Consider the following 16,406-nt stretch of genomic DNA (forward strand, 5'->3'; position numbering starts at 1 on the left):
TGACAAATGGCAGCGCAAGGAGGCACCGTTATGTTACTGAGGCACCCGCACAACACCGAAGACTGCCGCGCCGTCTCGGAAATCCTGCAGCGCGTCGGCGACAAATGGACCGTTCTGGTCGTCGGCAAGCTGGGCGGCGGACCGCTGCGTTTCAATGAGTTGCGCGCCGCTGTCGGCGGCATTTCGCAGAAGATGCTGACCACCACCTTGCGCGGTCTTGAGCGCGACGGCTTCGTCACCCGAACCGTGTTCCCGACCATCCCGCCACGCGTCGACTATGAGCTGACGGAGCTCGGCCATGAGCTGCTGGTGCCGGTCGGCGCGCTCGGCGAATGGGCGCGGAAGAACACCTCGCGGGTCCAGGCGGCGCGTGAAAGATTCGATGGCGTGCACGCCTGAAAACCGTTGCCCAGCAATAGTTTACGGATTTTGCCGTCGACGACGCGTACCCGGGTTTAACTGGATCCGCCCTGGCATCGTTGGTCGCGCCATCGCGACATAGCTGCAGCGTTTCGTTCGCCGGCGCATCATCATTTTGAGGCTGACGAGGTCTTCCGCTGACGGGCCCTCAGGCCTTTGACGCAGGGTTGCTGCAACACACTGCGCCGCACGTCTCTACCCTTGCAGACCGCTGGGCAGTCCGCTCGTTGCCAACGGTCCGGTCGTGCGTGCAGGCAACGCTTGGAAGCTCTTTCCTGATCTCGGTATAAGCGGTCGTGCCAAGCAGGCAGATCACCGCGACGAGGGCCGCCACGAGCCAGCCGTTCAGCATGTGTTGACGCATTGTCTTCCCTCCGCCGCCCGCAGAATCGGATGTGAAGGCAACCATTGGATGTCGCGCAGCGCATCGCCCGCGCGGGGGATGTTACATAAGCGCAAGCTTGGCAGAATCGACGATGTCAACTTTCGGTTGGAATCGGCTTCGGCTTGCCGTCGCTATCCAGCGCCACCATGACGAAATCGGCGTGGGTGACCTTCTCCATCAGGTCGGAGAGGTAGCGTTGCGCCCAGGCCTCGACCTTGAGCGTCATGGAGGTGCGGCCGACGCGCTCGACATGGGTGTAGATGCACAGCGTGTCGCCGATCTTCATCGCCTTGGCGAAGGACATTTCCTTGACCGCCGCCGTCACCACGCGGCCCTTGGCCCGCTCGGCCGCACGGATGCCGCAGGCAAGATCCATCTGCGCCATCACCCAGCCGCCAAAGATGTCGCCGGCCGCATTTGCATCGGCCGGCATGGCGAGCGTACGCAAGGTCAGATCGCCGATCGGCCGTCCGTCCGCGTAATGCACCATCCGAGATTCCCCTAAAGCGATAGCCCTTGATCCCGTAGCGTCACGGGCCCAAGAGGTCAACGCGACGGGCGAGGCTCCCGGCGCAATGTCGGTTCCATGGTGGCTTTTCCGACCAGGCGTCTCACGGTCGCTTTTTTCACAAGCCATGCCGGAAGCCGCAGGGGCGCGGCCAAGCCGTCGCGGATAGGCTGCGCTCAGTTTTGCGGAGCCGCCAACACCAATCATGCAGACTTATGACTTCATCATCGTCGGCTCCGGCTCGGCCGGCTCGGTTCTGGCCGACAGGCTGTCGATTTCGGGCCGCTTCTCCGTGCTGGTGCTGGAGGCCGGCGGCAGCGACCGCCGCTTTTATGTCCAGATGCCGCTCGGCTACGGCAAGACCTTCTTCGATCCGGCGGTCAACTGGAACTACAAGCCCGAGCCGGACCCCGGCCTTGCCGGCAATGTCGACCATTGGCCGCGCGGCAAGCTGCTTGGCGGCTCCAGCTCGATCAACGCCATGGTCTGGATCCGTGGCGCGCGCGAGGACTTTGACGACTGGCGCGATGCCGGAAATCCCGGTTGGGGCTATGACGATCTGTTGCCGGGCTTCAAGGCGCTTGAGGACAATGAGGCCGGCGCCGACAGATGGCGCGGCACCGGCGGGCCGCTGCATATCACCGACACGACGAACGCCGTCCATCCGCTGACCAGGCGCTACCTCGCAGCCGGCCAGCAGGCTGGGCTGCCGCTCAACCCTGACTTCAACGGCGCCGCCCAGGAAGGCGTCGGCGTCTACCAGATCTCGACCAGGAATGGCCGCCGCATGTCGGCCGCGCGCGCCTTCCTGCGCCCGGCGATGAAGCGCGCGAATGTGCGCGTCGAAGCCAATGCGCTGGCGACCAGAATCCTGTTCGAGGGCAAGCGAGCCGTCGGCATCGAATATCTGCAGAACGGCGAGACCAAGACGGCGCGGGCCGGCCGCGAGGTGATCCTGTCCGCCGGTTCGATCAACTCGCCGCAGCTGCTGCAACTGTCCGGCGTCGGCCCCTCGTCACTGCTCAAGGGGCTTGGCATCCCGGTCGTCCACGGCAACGAAAATGTCGGCGCGCATCTGCAGGACCATGTCGGCATCAACTATACCTTCAAGGGAAACGTGCCGACGCTCAACCAAATCCTGCGGCCCTGGTGGGGCAAGCTGCTGGTCGGCATGCGGTACATCCTCACCCGCTCCGGCCCGCTGTCGCTGTCGATGAACCATGGCGGCGGCTTCTTCCGAACCGACCTGGCGTTTTCGCGCCCCAACATGCAGCTTTATTTCCAGGCTTTCTCGACCGTCATTCCGAAGAGCGGCGAGCGGCCGATCCTGACGCCGGATCCGTGGCCGGGCTTTTCCATCGGCCTCTCCAACTGCCGCCCGTCCAGCCGCGGCGAGATCATGATCCGCTCCAGCAATCCGCTGGACTATCCCAGGATCGTCGCCAACGCCTATTCCACCAACGCCGATGTCGACGAGATGCTGGCGGCGGTGAAATTCGTGCGCAAGATAGCCTCGATACCCGCCATGGCCGAGATCATCACTGAGGAGGTTTTGCCGGGCCCATCGATCCAATCGGATGCCGATCTGATCCAGGATTTCAGGAAGCGCTCAGGCACCGTCTATCACCCGGTCTCGACGTGCCGCATGGGGCCGGGCGCCGGGGCCGCCGTCGTCGACCCGCGCCTGAAAGTGCACGGGCTCGCAGGTCTGCGTGTCATCGACGCCTCGATCTTTCCCGCCAACATCACCGGCAACACCAACGCCGCCTCGGTCATGACCGGATGGAAGGGCGCCGAACTGGTTCTGGAGGACCAAAAATGAAGATCACCGACGTCAAGACCTGGGTAGTCGGCAACCCGCCGCCCGGCATCGGCGGCAAGTATTTCATCTTCGTCAAGCTGACCACCGATGGCGGCGTCGTCGGTTACGGCGAGGCCTACAACGCCACCTTCTCGGCTCACATAACAGCGAAGCTGGTCGAGGACATGGCCGAGCGTTACCTGATCGGCCACGATCCGCATGACATCGAGACCTTCTTCCGCCGCGCCTATTCCTCAGGATTTACCCAGCGCCCCGACGTTACCGGCATGGGCTGTTTCTCGGCGCTGGAAATGGCCTGCTGGGACATTGTCGGCAAGGAAGCCGACAAGCCGGTCTACAAACTGCTCGGCGGCCAGGTGCACGAGACGCTGCGCTCCTACACCTATCTCTATCCGCACACCGGCAGCGTCCATTCGGAGGACGCGCCGGACGGCCGGAACGTCTACAATGACCCCGAATTGGCGGCCGCCTGCGCGCTCGAATATGTCGAGCAGGGGTTCAACGCCGTCAAGCTCGACCCGGCAGGCCCCTACACCGCCTTCGACGGCCACCAGCCGCGCCTGATCGACATCGATGTCTCCACCCGCATGGTCAAGGCGATCCGCGAAGCCGTCGGCACCCGCGCCGATATTCTGTTCGGCACGCATGGCCAGTTCACCGCATCGGGTGCGCTGCGCATGGCACGCGCCATCGAGCCCTACGATCCCTTGTGGTTCGAAGAGCCGGTGCCGCCCGACATGCCCGAAGTGATGGCTCAGGTGGCGCGAGGCACGTCGATCCCGATCGCCACCGGCGAGCGGTTGACGACCAAGTTCGAATTCGCCCGAATCATCGAGAACCGCGCCGCCACCATCCTGCAACCGGACCTTGGCCGTTCCGGCGGCATTCTCGAAACCAAGAAGATCGCCGCCATGGCCGAGGCATACCACATCCAGATCGCGCCGCACTGCTATTGTGGGCCGATCGTTGGGGCCGCCAACATCCAGCTGGCGGTGACGCTGCCCAATTTCCTCATCCTGGAATCGCTGAAGCAGTGGGACGGCTTCCACGCGACACTGCTCAAGAAGAAGATCGAATGGCAGGACGGCAATGTCATTCCATCGAAGGAGCCGGGCCTCGGCGTCGAGCTGGACGAAGCGGTCTGCGACGCGCATCCCTACACCGGCAAGGACCTGCATTTGCAGATGATGCAAACGCCGCTGATGCCGTGAGCGAACGCTACGCCTTCATCGGCCTTGGCCATCTCGGCGGCAACCTTGCCGCCAGCCTGTTGCGCAACGGTTTTGTCGTCATCGTCTTCGACCGCGACCCCGCCGCCGTCGAGCGCCTCGTGGCGCTCGGCGCCACGGCCGCGACCAGCCCGGCCGAAGCGGCGGCACAGGCCGGCAATGCCATTACTTGCCTGCCCTCGCCCAAGGTCAGCGAAGCGGTGCTGGCTAATGCCGGCGGCCTGCTCGAGGGTCTGCCCAGGGGCGGCTCCTGGATCGAGATGTCGACCAACGGCCGCGACGAGATCCTGCGCCTCGCCGCCCTCGCCGCGGCCAAAGGCATCGAGACGCTGGAGTGCCCGGTCACCGGCGGCGTGCATCTGGCCGCGGTCGGAAAGATCACCGCGCTTGTCGGCGGCGATGCTGCGCTTTACGAGCGCCATCGTCCGGCCATCGAAGCGATGTGCGCAAAGTCGTTCCTGATGGGTCCGGTCGGCTCCGCGGCGGTGATCAAGGTGATCACCAACATGCTGGCCTTCATCCATCTCGTCGCCGCCGGCGAGGCGCTGATGTTGGCCAAGCAAGGCGGCCTCGACCTCGCGCAATCCTACCACGCCATCGTCGCCTCCTCCGGCAACAGCTTCGTCCATGAGACCGAAAGCCAGCTCATCCTCAACGGCTCCTACGACATTGGCTTCACCATGGACCTGGCACTGAAGGACCTCGGCTTTGCGCTTGCGATGGGCAGAGAGTTCAGACTGCCACTCCAACTGGCGCCGCTTGTGAGTGAGATTTTCCTGATGGGCAAACAGGAATATGGCGGCGGCGCCTGGTCGACCCAGATCGTCAAACTGCTCGAGGATGCCGTCGACATGGATCTGCGCGCGCCCGGTTTCCCAGCCAAGCTGGAAAGCTAAGCCGGGTAAATATGTCCTGCGATTTCAGGCCTTTGGCCGGTTCGCCGGAATCGCCGCTCAAACCACCTGAATCAATCCCTCAACGCCTTGATTCAATATCTCAGCGTCAGCGCTCCGGGCAGGATCTCAAACGTCGCGGGTATACGCCCCGGCGACTCGCCATCTATGTCGACCAGCGCGCCGTTCTTCTCGACATCGCCGATAGGTTCGACCACCACTTTCCGGCCACGCAATATGGTGATGGCCGGATGGTTGCGGTGCCGGCCGCCATAGAGCAGCCGAATATCCCAGATCAGCTTCAGCTTGCCGGCCGCGCGCAGGATGACGATGTCGAACTGGCCGTCGGCGAGTTCGGCGTCCGGGGCGATCATCATGCCGCCGCCGAAGAACTTTCCGTTGGCGACCGCCACCAGCGCCATGCGCGCCTCGACCGGGGTGCCATCGTCGACGGTGATCCTGACGTCCTGGAAGCGGTAGCGGATGAACTCGACCACGGTGCGCCAGAAAAACAGCGCCTTGGCCGACATCCTGCCCTTGCGCTTGTCGGCATTGACCGCACGGTCCGTGGCGCCGGATAGGCCGAGGCTGGCGATATTGATGAAGTGCCGGCTGGCCAGCGCGCCATGGTCGTCGATGTAGCAGATGCGCCCTGCATCGACCTTGCGCGCCTTGGCTTCGGCGATCCGCTTCAGCACCGCATCCACCTCTTTCGGCAGCCCGAGCCCGCGCGCGAAATCGATGCCGGTGCCGCAAGGCAGCAAGGCAAGTTCGGTTGTCCGGCCGCTCTCATCGAAAGCCTGCAGCAATCCGTCGGCCACTTCGCTGGCGGTGCCGTCGCCGCCGGCCGCGATCACCAGCTCGAAGCCGCTTGCCGCGAGGTCGAGCGCCAGCCTTTCGGCGTCGCCCTCGGCCTGCGTCTCGCGCAGCTCGAATTCGCCGAAATGCTTTTTCAGCGAAGCAGCCACCTCCGGCCAATGCCGTTTCAGCCGGCCGCCGCCGGCAATCGGATTGAGCACCACCCCGACTTTCAATGCGCACCCTCCCCGCACCGAGCCGATAGGCTTGATGCTTTGCCGGCATTGAAGCCCGCGCCAGCCGGCGGAGCAAGGGGCACAGCCGATCAGGCGCCAAAAAGCGGGCGGGCTGTCTAATGCAGCTGGAGTCGAAATTCCGAGCTTTGTGGCAAACGATCCCCGATAATCCCGTTATCCACAGGCTCACGCCCATTCCCCAAAACCCTTACCCAGCGTAAGTTTAGCCCATCTCAGGCGGCTACCGATCGCCACGCCGAAAGGCAAAGCGAAAAGGCGGATTTCCTGAGGCCCGTACGGCCCGAAGCGAGAGCAGGCTTGCCTGTTCGAGGGACGGATGCCGAGACCTACGGGGCCGCGGAAAGCGTGCGAACGCCAACGGCGGACCGATGCTGCCATGAAGGACGGCGAAAACCTTCGATGGCGCGCCGAACGAAGCTCGCAAGGGTGGAGAACGGCGTGGTCTGGAACGGGCACTGCCCTCGGGCGGTGACTGGCAGGACCGTCAAAATCAAGGCCGGCATGGCGCGACGACTTCACGGAAGTTGCTGCCGCGACCGTGTCCTGATCTGACAGGGAGGCGCTGGGAGAAATCCCGGCGCCGACTGTCTTTTGGGCCAAGGGTCCGGTCGGCGAAGCGACGCGTAAGAAGCCGATACTTTGCTGGAACGCGATTTCGGCGCTGACGGCACCATCTTCATCACCAGGCGCGGTCAGCAATTCACCGACATGATCCCGCGCCTGATCGACAGAGGCGTGTCCTTCGTCGAGATCGGTGGCAACGACGCGATCATGCTCACCGTGCTTTCGGCGGCAGACTTCGCTCCGCCCGAAGGCGCCCGGGCGCTGTTCAGCCAACCGTTCCGATCGATCCGGCCACCCGTCGCACCGGGCTGATCGTCGCCGTGCGCAAGCTGCACATCGTGCTGCCGGCGCTGTTCGAAGCAGGCGCGAGGCTGGAGCGCGTCTACAACTGAAGCCGCGCCCTGCACCGCGGCCTGCCCGGCGGGCCAAGCTACTTCTTCGGGCCGATGCCCGGGATCAAATTGAGGCCAGCGTTTATATATTCCGGCCGTATGGCGCCGCTGATGAGCGTGAAGGTGGCGAGCATGATGCTGGCCAGCGCACCGTCATGCCATGGCCTGAGGGCCAGCGCGTTTACGGCATAGGCCCAGAATGGGAAGGCGAGCATCGACATGACGATGTTGGCTCCCGGAGCCTCCGCATTGTCGGCTGAATCGCTGACCGATTTCAGATACACCGGCGTCATCGCCAGCGCGACGATCAACATGATCCATGAAATGGTCCAGACGCTGATACCGGCCATTTCAATCTTATAGATGGCTGCCTGCACCTTACCCGGAATGTCCCCCGGATTGCCTTTGGTCTCTTCCGCCACCGCATCGGTCAACGCCTTGGCAACCGGCTGCTCAGTGGCATTGACCAGGATGGAGTTGACGAAGATGAAAAATGCCACGACTTCGGCAGGCACGTACTTCGCCACCCGGTCGAGATAGCCGTCGCCGCCTTTCGATCCTTGATCTTCTTGCTTGTCATCGTCGACGCCGAGCGGAGCATCGCCTGGAATGCCCTCGAGCGTTGAATCCCTTTTCGGCACAGGCTCAGCGGACCGAACAATTCTTCCCATGACAAACCCCTCCTATATTGTTGTATCGCCCCGTGAGTATCGTAGTAGAAAACCGGGCCAAGAAACAGTTGTCGCGGCCATAGCCGACAAGATTTATTCAGGCTTCTTCCTGCAAATGCATCACGCTCCCGCCCTATCTGCTACCGGGTGTCTCGAAATCCACCTATAGTGAGCCGTACCCGAAAAACGCATCCCCCGGCTCATCGCGTGATCGCGGCCAAAATCCCGCCTTGTTCGCGCGCGATGGAAGGACTGGCTGCCGGGGGGCAATCCGAAGGACAAGACCGTGATCAAGACCGCCCTTGTCGCCATGACCATTGTCGGCTGCGACTGCGACGCCAAGCTTTGCGAATATATCGGCGAGACGCCGGCGAAGTGGGCAACTATCGCTGACTGCGAAGCGGCGATGAAAAGCCAGATGCTGCACCAGAAGAACTTCGACTATCCGCTGGTCTCCGGCATATGCCGCAGCAAGGGGTCGGCGTCTTCTTCGCAACTGGCGGCGGCCGCATCCCGCCCGGAACTGAAGCCGGCCAGCCGGAATGTCCAAACCCCGTTGCCGCCGGAACTGAGCCATCGGCCGAGCGTTTCCGTCGGCTCCCCGACGACGGCCATGGAGGCAGCAGCGGCACGGCCCGTCGCCTACGAGCAAGTGGTCGATGGCGGAACAGGCGTGCTCTACCGCACCAGGAACGGCTACGCCGTGGTGAAGACAGATCTCGGCCGCGTCGCGTCGGCAACGGTCGGCATGGCCAAGCGGTCCGCGAACTGGCTGGCAGGGCTGGTGCCGAGCGGGTTGTGAGCGGCCTGCCGCCGGACCATACCACGCTGTCGCACTGCCGTTGAAAACTCCAGATAGATGCATGATGGTGTCAGGCATCGACACGCAGGAGCGCCATTTCATGAAGCATGCAGTTCGAACCATGCTGTCCCTGGTGCTGGCCTTGGCGCCGATTCCGGCCGGTGCGCAGGATTCCGGCCAGGGCGGCGACAAGGTTGTAGGCGTCGCCAGGGACGATCCGGACATGGCGGCGGCCATTGCGCAGGCGCGCGCCAGCCTCGATGAATTCCTGTCCTTGTCGGATGCGCCGCCAGCCGGGACAACCAGCTACAAATTGAAGGTCGAGGTCAGGGACGGAGACGCCTCGGAGCATTTCTGGATCATCCCCTTCCACAAGACCGCGACCGGCTTTGCAGGAACATTGGCCAATGAGCCGCAAGCGGTGCACAATGTCGTGGCCGGCCAGGAACTCGAATTTAACCGGGACGATATTTCCGACTGGGGCTACACCAGAAACGGTCGCCAGGTCGGCAGCTTCACCGTCTGCGTGATGTTCAAGACGATGGCGCAAGAAGACGTCGAATATTATCGCCAGAACTACGGCTTCGACTGCTGACGAGCGGCAGCCTGGCTAATGCATGCGCCCAAACAGGACCGCCGTTTTGGCGCAACGATATGCATGAAAACAAGACCTGAAGCGCGTCGCATGAATTCGTTTCGACGCGCGGCGCTTTAGGCCTCGCCATCCGTCGCGCCGATCTTGCGCACCAGCGCCGCGGTTGCCAGGATCGCGCCCATATCGGCGATCATCGGCGCGATGTGCTTGGTGTAATCGAGCGGCACGGAAATGGCGGGCAGTTCGAAGAAATTCTTCGGCTGCGGCAAGAGCAGGAAACCATCGCTGCCATTAAGCGCCACCCGCGCCGGATCATCGCGCCATGTCTCGTGCAGCCATTTCAGCGCCTGCGCCAGCCGGCCGCTCACCAGCGGCTGCGCGGCGGCGACATTGTCGGTGCGAAATTCGTAGTCGCCGTCGAGCAGCGGATCGCCGCTGGACAGTTCCTGCATCTTGCCGGCGAAGATGCCGCGGAAGAAACCGACCACCGCGTTGCTGCGGCGCGTCGCGACCAATATGCCGGGGAACGGCGCGATTGTCTCGAACGCAACGATGACGCCCTTGAAGACCGTCGACGAGCCTTTGCCCGACCCTTGGCGCAACTCCGCCTCGTAGAGCTCGAACGGAAAATCCTCGTAGCGGCCTGACACGATGTCGTCGAAGCTCTGCCGGTTGAAGGCGCCGACCACGGCGCGCGGCAGCCGGTCGAAGGAATTCGGCGTCACGCTGTGCTGATAGCGCACATCCCTGATGAAGCCGAAGATGATCGGCAGCAGCGTGTCACGGAACGATTGCTGCAGCCGCGTCGCCGGCCTGATCGCCAGGAAGTACAGCAGCAGCGCCGCGAAGAAACCGCCGACATAGAGGAACACATGCGGCGTCGAGAACCATTGCTCGTTCAAGTCGGCGACCTTGTTGAACAGCCAGGCCACCAGCACGACAAAAACCAGCAGCAGCCCCAGAAACACCGGCACCCGCCAGCGCACCTGGCGGTAGGCCGAAGCCCGTCCAGCCTCATAGATCTCGATATTCTTCCTGATGCCGGCGACCACCGCTTCATCAGGCATGAACTCAGCTGCTTCCATCGCCCCCTCGCAAAGTCCTATTATGCCTATGATAACGGGAAAGTTGTCAGTCGCCAAAGATCGCCTTCAGCCTGGCCTGGACCTTGCCCTTCACCCGGCCAGTCAGCGCCTCGACCGGAACCAGCCGCTCATGCCCGCCTGCGCGCAGCCGCATGAAGGGATGCATCCGGTACCCGGCGATCGCACCGCGCATGCCGAGATCTGCGCTGACATCGACGACGAAAATGCCGGCGATGCGGCCGGGCCAGGGCTGCCGCGCCAGCGCCGTGCCGAGGAAGTCGCCAAGCCCGTAAGCCACGAGCGTCTTGCCGACCCATTGCACCGGCTGCACGACATGGGCGTGGTGCCCGGCAATCAGCCCCACGCCGTGACCGGCCAGCAACCTCGCCAGCATTTGCGTTTGCGGCTGCGGAAAATGCCGGAACTCCCAGTCCCAGTGCGGCACCGCACAGGTGAGATCGATGTTCTTGTCGGCCGCGCCTCTCGGCCATGCCGCCGGATCGCCTTGCATCGAGACAAGCTCGGTGAATGGCCCGGCGTCACCATTGCGCCACAGTGTGAAGGCGGCAAAGCCGATCGTCAGCGGCCCGGCCTTGACCTGCTCGACCGGTCCTTTTTTCGCGGTGCCGATGGTGCGGATTCCAAGCCGCTTCAACGCCGCAACGGTCTCGTCGAAACCGGCGACGCCCTGGTCGAGCACATGGTTGTTGGCCAGCGACAGCACGAGCTTTTCACGCGCGATGCCTACGGCGGCAAGCGCCGCGGCAAGAAACCGCTCGCTCATCGCATGGTGAGTGCCAAGCCGCGTGCCAAACGCCACGCTCGGCCGCTCGACGACCGGACTTTCGCAATTGCCGATCACCAGATCGGCTGAGCCCAAGAGCTTTGCGATCGCCGGATCGCACTCCGGCGCACTATGGTTGGCCACCGCCGAAATATCGCCGACAAAGGCCAGCCGCACCTTCCGCCCTGGCGGTGGATCAATGAGTGTCGTCGCCGCGATGGGCGCAAAATCCCTGACATCGCCGCCAAGCGACGGCTTCAGGAAGCGCGGCAGCCATGACAGTTTGTAGGAAAGCGGATAGTTCGACACGCGACGCCCAATCGTTTGCCCAATCGGTTAGCTTGTGTAGACGGTCTGCCCGGGGAGTGTCGACCGTCAGTCCTTGAAACACTGCCGCCGGCAGACACGGCGCCAAATGCGTGTAATGTCTGCGCATCACATAGTGGAGGGATGAGATGACACGTTTTGCAGGCCTGCTGGCGTCCGCCTTCCTCCTGTTGCTGCCGCTATCTTCGGCCCGCGCCGCCGCGCCCGAAGCGGCAACCGCTTTGTTCGAGGCCAAAACGGTGACCGAGCGCAACCGTGCGCTCACAACGCTTGAGTCTGCAGCGAAAGGCGATCCGGCGTCAGCCTATGCCGCCGGCGCCGGCGAATTCTTCACCGCGCTGGAAATCCTCGCCGGCGGTCTGCACCGCCACGGGTTCGAAAGCCCGCAATCCTTCATGCTGCCGCTGATGCGGCTGCCGATTCCGGACAATCCCGCTCCCGAACCGCTGACCTATGAGCAGTTCCGTGCCATTCTGGTCGCCTTCCGCGACCGGCTGGAGACATCCGCGGCCACTCTGGGCTCGGTACCCGCCGATGCCGATATCGGCATGGTCGTCGACCTCACCCATGCCGGCATCGATCTCAACGAAGACGGCGCCATCGCGCCGGATGAAAGCATGGCCGCCATCATGGCCTCGCTGTCGCGCGGCGGCATCTCGTCGGACGGCGCCGCTTCCTCGCTCACATTCCGCTTCGACCGCGCCGACGGTTTCTGGCTGCAGGGCTATGCCGAATTCCTGATGGCGCAGGCCGATTTCTGGCTGGCGCATGATTTCAGGACCATGTTCGACGGCTCGTTCCACATGCTGTTTCCGCGCGCCAAACTGCCGCTGCAGGACATTCTCGTGCCTCCCGCCGGCGACATGGGCAGCAGCATCTTCTCATCGGAATGGCGCATCGCGGATTTCATCTCCATGGTTCACCTCGTCAACTGGCCGGTGGTCGAGCCCGAGCGCCGTCAAGCGGCGCGCCGCCATCTGCTCGAAATCATCCGGCTGTCGCGCGAGGACTGGAAGGCGATCCGCGCCGAGACCGACAATGACCGCGAATGGCTGCCGGGACCGCAGCAGAAGGGCGAGAACCCGCTCACCGGGCTCGAAGTCGGCGAGGAGCAGGTCGAGGCCTGGCTCGCCACTCTGACCATGGCCGAAGACCTTTTGGAAGGCCGCAAGCTGCTGCCGCATTTCCGCATCACGGCCAGCACCGGCCAGGGCATCAACATGAAGCGTTTCTTCGAAGAACCGAAGCCTTTCGACCTCGTGCTGTCGATTACCGGCCCGGCCATCGCGCCCTACCTCGAGAGCGGTGAGATCGTGACCAGCGGCGAGTTCGACCAGATCCAGCGCCAGTTCGGTGGCGGTGGGTTTTTGACCTTCGCGCTGTGGTTCAATTGAGCAGGTGGCCCGGCTTTGCGTGACACAGCTCCTGACACCCTTGTGTCAGGAGCTTCGACCCGCTTAGTGTCCCTTGCCACTGCACTCTTTCCATTTTGGCGGACTCTGCCCATATTTGGGGCATGGCCAAACTTCCCGAGAAAAAGACACCGTCTCCGGCGGGTGACAACAGCGCTTCGCCGCCCAAGCGGCGCAGCCCGTTGACCGATTTCCTCGATGCTTCGGAGCCCTTGCACAAGGGTGGCTTCGCCGAGGCGCCGCAGGCTGACTTCACCGGCACGCCGCTGAGCGGCTCGATTGCCGACTGGGCAGAGCAGATAGAGCAGGAGGCCGAGAAGGAAGGGCGTAGTTCCGGCGGCGCCAAGCCGCCGAAGGTGGCGAAGAAGATTCCGGAACGCTCAACCTCCCCCGGCCGCAGTTCGCGCGGCACCTCGATGGGCGGCGCGGCCACGGCCCGCGAGCGCACCGCCGCCGGCCTCAACCCGGTCGCCGGTCTCGACATCTCGCTGGAAGACGCCGAGACGATGGCCTCGGGCAGCGTCACCGCGACGGTCGCGGCGCTGTCGGCGCTGATCGAATCCGGCAACCCCTTGCACAAGGACGGCGTGCTGTGGACGCCGCACCGCCCTGCCCGCCCGGAAAAATCCGAAGGCGGCATCGCCATCAAGATGGTGTCGGATTTCGAGCCGGCCGGCGACCAGCCGACCGCCATCAAGGATCTTGTCGAGGGCGTCGATAACAATGACCGCACGCAGGTGCTGCTCGGCGTCACCGGCTCCGGCAAAACCTTCACCATGGCCAAGGTGATCGAGCAGACGCAGCGCCCTGCTTTGATCCTGGCGCCCAACAAAACGCTGGCCGCGCAGCTCTATTCCGAGTTCAAGAAATTCTTCCCCGACAATGCGGTCGAGTATTTCGTCTCCTATTACGACTACTACCAGCCCGAAGCCTATGTCCCGCGTACCGACACCTTCATCGAGAAGGAATCCTCGATCAACGAGCAGATCGACCGCATGCGGCATTCGGCGACCCGCTCGCTGCTCGAGCGCGACGACGTCATCATCGTCGCTTCGGTGTCCTGCATTTACGGTATCGGCTCGGTCGAGACCTATACGGCGATGACCTTCCAGATGCAGATCGGCGATCGGCTCGACCAGCGGGCGCTGCTCGCCGACCTCGTCGCCCAGCAGTACAAGCGCCAGGACATCAATTTCGTGCGCGGCTCGTTCCGCGTGCGCGGCGACACGATCGAAATCTTCCCGGCCCACCTTGAGGACCGCGCCTGGCGCATCTCGATGTTCGGCGACGAGATCGAGGCGATCACCGAATTCGATCCGCTCACCGGCCAGAAGACCGGCGAGCTGAAGAGCGTCAAGATCTACGCCAACTCGCACTATGTGACGCCGCGTCCAACGCTCAACCAGGCGATCAAGTCGATCAAGGAGGAGCTCAAGCACCGGCTGGTCGAGCTCGAGCGCGCCGGCCGCCTGCTGGAGGCACAGCGGCTCGAACAGCGCTGCCGCTTCGATCTTGAGATGCTGGAAGCCACCGGCTCCTGCGCCGGCATCGAGAACTATTCGCGCTATCTCACGGGACGCCAGCCGGGCGATCCGCCGCCGACTTTGTTCGAATATATCCCGGACAATGCGCTGGTCTTCATCGACGAAAGCCACGTCACCGTGCCGCAGATCGGCGGCATGTATCGTGGCGACTTTCGGCGCAAGGCGACGCTGGCGGAGTATGGTTTTCGCCTGCCCTCCTGCATGGACAACCGTCCGCTGCGCTTCGAGGAATGGGACGCCATGCGACCGCTCTCCGTCGCGGTTTCTGCGACACCCGGCGCCTGGGAGATGGAACAGGCCGGCGGCGTGTTCGCCGAGCAGGTCATCCGCCCGACCGGCCTGATCGATCCGCCGGTCGAAGTCCGCCCGGCGAAAAGCCAGGTCGACGATGTCGTCGGCGAAATCCGCGACACCACGGCCGCCGGCTACCGCACGCTGGTCACCGTTTTGACCAAGCGCATGGCCGAAGACCTGACCGAATATTTGCATGAGCAAGGCGTGCGCGTTCGCTACATGCACTCCGACATCGACACGCTGGAGCGCATCGAGATTCTGCGCGATCTCCGCCTCGGCGCTTTCGACGTGCTGGTCGGCATCAACCTGCTGCGCGAAGGCCTCGACATTCCCGAATGCGGTTTCGTCGCCATCCTCGACGCCGACAAGGAGGGCTTTCTGCGCTCCGAGACGTCGCTGATCCAGACCATCGGCCGCGCCGCCCGCAACGTCGACGGCAAGGTCATCCTCTATGCCGACCAGGTCACCGGCTCGATGGAGCGGGCGATGGCCGAGACCAACCGCCGCCGCGAAAAGCAGATGGAATGGAACGCGGCCAACGGCATCACCCCGGAATCGGTGAAGTCGCGCATCTCCGACATTCTGGACTCGGTCTACGAGAAGGACCATGTCCGCGCCGATATCTCGCAGTTCACCGACGGCGCCGGTGCGATGATGGGCAACAATCTCAAGGCTCATCTCGACGCCATGGAAAAGCAGATGCGCGACGCCGCCGCCAATCTCGACTTCGAGAAGGCCGCCCGCATCCGCGACGAGATCAAGCGGCTGCGCGAGATGGAACTGTCCATCTCGGAAGACCCTCTGGCCAAATACGCCGACATGGAAAGCCCGGTCTCCGGCCGCGAGAAGGGCAAGCACAACAAGGGCGTGGCCAAGCACCGTACGGCTGAGGAACAGGAGCGTTTTCGCAAGTTCGATGAGGCACGTGCCGCCGAAGAGGCGGCCAGGGCTGCCCGGTCCAACCTCTTCCGCAAGCCGGCGCTCGACGAAATGGGTGCCGAGGGCGCCGTGCCGGTGAAGAAACCGCTATTTGCCAAGCCGTCGATCGACGATATGGGGCCTGGTACCGACATGCCGACACCGTCAGGCGCGGTGTCGCGCTCGCTGTTCAAGAAACAGTCGGCGCAGGAAGCGCACGGCTCCGACTTCGGCATTCCGGGCGGCGCCACCAAGCCACTGTTCAAGAAGAATTCGCTCGACGAGATGACCGTGCGGCGCACGGAAAAGCCGGTCGAAGGGAAAGTGCCGGCCAAGCCCCAGCCAATCTCCCCCCGAGTGGGGGAGATGCCCGGCAGGGCAGAGGGGGGCGCGAAGGAACGCGACGATTCCCCAAAGCCATTCGTTCGCCAGCGCGCCGGCATCGGCTCCTACGAAGACCCAGGCGACGCCCGCCGCGAAAAGCGCCGGCCGGGCAAGACGGGACGGCCGGGGAAATAGCACCTCTTTCCTTCTCCACTTGTGGGAGAAGGAAAGAGCGCTCCACCACCGCCGCATCCGTCGCCCACTTGCCTCCACCCCCGCCTTTGGTGTAATCGCTCCACACACTCAAAGTTTTGTCTTGAAAGGAGGGCTGCGTGTCTATCGATCACCATCGTCAGCGTGGCCCGATTTCTGCCCTGCGAGT

14 protein-coding genes are annotated in these 16,406 nt (G+C 63.6%); 9 read left to right on the forward strand and 5 right to left on the reverse strand.

The annotated features are described in order from the left end of the window. The first annotated feature begins 30 nt into the window (after window positions 1-30). On the forward strand, window positions 31-399 hold the full coding sequence (locus tag NKK52_RS16740; RefSeq protein ID WP_023683744.1) for a winged helix-turn-helix transcriptional regulator: 369 nt from the start codon (window positions 31-33) through the stop codon (window positions 397-399). Between the two features lie 500 nt (window positions 400-899). On the opposite strand, the gene NKK52_RS16745 is transcribed toward NKK52_RS16740, so the two are convergent. Beyond that, window positions 900-1,295: an acyl-CoA thioesterase gene (locus NKK52_RS16745; protein ID WP_023671995.1), complete on the reverse strand. Its 396-nt coding sequence runs from the start codon at window positions 1,293-1,295 to the stop codon at window positions 900-902. A gap of 223 nt (window positions 1,296-1,518) precedes the next feature. Between NKK52_RS16745 and NKK52_RS16750 the strand changes: the two genes are divergently transcribed. Genes NKK52_RS16750 through NKK52_RS16760 form a run of 3 tightly spaced genes read left to right on the forward strand, consistent with a single transcriptional unit; the run spans window position 1,519 to window position 5,260 of the window. Then, the gene (locus NKK52_RS16750; RefSeq protein ID WP_023683742.1) at window positions 1,519-3,135 is read left to right on the forward strand and encodes a GMC family oxidoreductase; all 1,617 of its coding nucleotides are present in this window, start codon (window positions 1,519-1,521) and stop codon (window positions 3,133-3,135) included. Beyond that, window positions 3,132-4,346, forward strand: a complete 1,215-nt coding sequence (locus NKK52_RS16755) for a mandelate racemase/muconate lactonizing enzyme family protein (protein WP_023671997.1) — start codon at window positions 3,132-3,134, stop codon at window positions 4,344-4,346. Before NKK52_RS16750 ends, NKK52_RS16755 begins: the two co-directional genes overlap by 4 nt. After that, the gene (locus NKK52_RS16760; protein WP_023683741.1) at window positions 4,343-5,260 is read left to right on the forward strand and encodes an NAD(P)-dependent oxidoreductase; all 918 of its coding nucleotides are present in this window, start codon (window positions 4,343-4,345) and stop codon (window positions 5,258-5,260) included. The genes NKK52_RS16755 and NKK52_RS16760 overlap by 4 nt, the downstream gene beginning before the upstream one ends. Window positions 5,261-5,352: 92 nt before the next feature. Here NKK52_RS16760 and NKK52_RS16765 read toward each other — a convergent pair whose 3' ends face one another. After that, window positions 5,353-6,291: a diacylglycerol/lipid kinase family protein gene (locus NKK52_RS16765; RefSeq protein ID WP_023683740.1), complete on the reverse strand. Its 939-nt coding sequence runs from the start codon at window positions 6,289-6,291 to the stop codon at window positions 5,353-5,355. Window positions 6,292-6,951: 660 nt separating this feature from the next. Here NKK52_RS16765 and NKK52_RS16770 point away from each other — a divergent pair. Beyond that, complete coding sequence (locus tag NKK52_RS16770) at window positions 6,952-7,188, forward strand: hypothetical protein (RefSeq protein WP_023683739.1); 237 nt, start codon at window positions 6,952-6,954, stop codon at window positions 7,186-7,188. 118 nt (window positions 7,189-7,306) lie between these two features. On the opposite strand, the gene NKK52_RS16775 is transcribed toward NKK52_RS16770, so the two are convergent. Then, window positions 7,307-7,939 (reverse strand): hypothetical protein, encoded by a 633-nt coding sequence (locus NKK52_RS16775; protein ID WP_155923215.1) that lies wholly within the window; start codon window positions 7,937-7,939, stop codon window positions 7,307-7,309. A 286-nt stretch (window positions 7,940-8,225) separates the two neighbouring features. Here NKK52_RS16775 and NKK52_RS16780 point away from each other — a divergent pair, with 286 nt between their 5' ends. Both NKK52_RS16780 and NKK52_RS16785 read left to right on the forward strand, forming a co-directional pair. Beyond that, on the forward strand, window positions 8,226-8,741 hold the full coding sequence (locus tag NKK52_RS16780; RefSeq protein WP_023683737.1) for a hypothetical protein: 516 nt from the start codon (window positions 8,226-8,228) through the stop codon (window positions 8,739-8,741). A gap of 100 nt (window positions 8,742-8,841) precedes the next feature. Next, complete coding sequence (locus NKK52_RS16785; protein ID WP_023683736.1) at window positions 8,842-9,336, forward strand: YegJ family protein; 495 nt, start codon at window positions 8,842-8,844, stop codon at window positions 9,334-9,336. Between the two features lie 116 nt (window positions 9,337-9,452). Here NKK52_RS16785 and NKK52_RS16790 read toward each other — a convergent pair whose 3' ends face one another. Next, a complete protein-coding gene (locus NKK52_RS16790) occupies window positions 9,453-10,421 on the reverse strand; it encodes a DUF3137 domain-containing protein (protein ID WP_023683735.1) in 969 nt (322 codons plus the stop codon). 46 nt (window positions 10,422-10,467) lie between these two features. Continuing rightward, window positions 10,468-11,514 carry a CapA family protein gene (locus NKK52_RS16795; RefSeq protein WP_031197561.1) on the reverse strand — a complete coding sequence of 349 codons (1,047 nt, stop codon included), beginning with the start codon at window positions 11,512-11,514 and terminating at the stop codon, window positions 10,468-10,470. A gap of 146 nt (window positions 11,515-11,660) precedes the next feature. Here NKK52_RS16795 and NKK52_RS16800 point away from each other — a divergent pair, with 146 nt between their 5' ends. Both NKK52_RS16800 and uvrB read left to right on the forward strand, forming a co-directional pair. After that, on the forward strand, window positions 11,661-12,926 hold the full coding sequence (locus NKK52_RS16800) for a hypothetical protein (protein WP_023683733.1): 1,266 nt from the start codon (window positions 11,661-11,663) through the stop codon (window positions 12,924-12,926). 122 nt (window positions 12,927-13,048) lie between these two features. Beyond that, window positions 13,049-16,219 (forward strand): excinuclease ABC subunit UvrB, encoded by a 3,171-nt coding sequence (gene uvrB / locus NKK52_RS16805; RefSeq protein WP_023683732.1) that lies wholly within the window; start codon window positions 13,049-13,051, stop codon window positions 16,217-16,219. The last annotated feature ends 187 nt before the right edge of the window (window positions 16,220-16,406 follow it).

It is taken from the genome of Mesorhizobium sp. C277A, assembly GCF_040324395.1.
Taxonomy (GTDB): Bacteria; Pseudomonadota; Alphaproteobacteria; order Rhizobiales; family Rhizobiaceae; genus Mesorhizobium.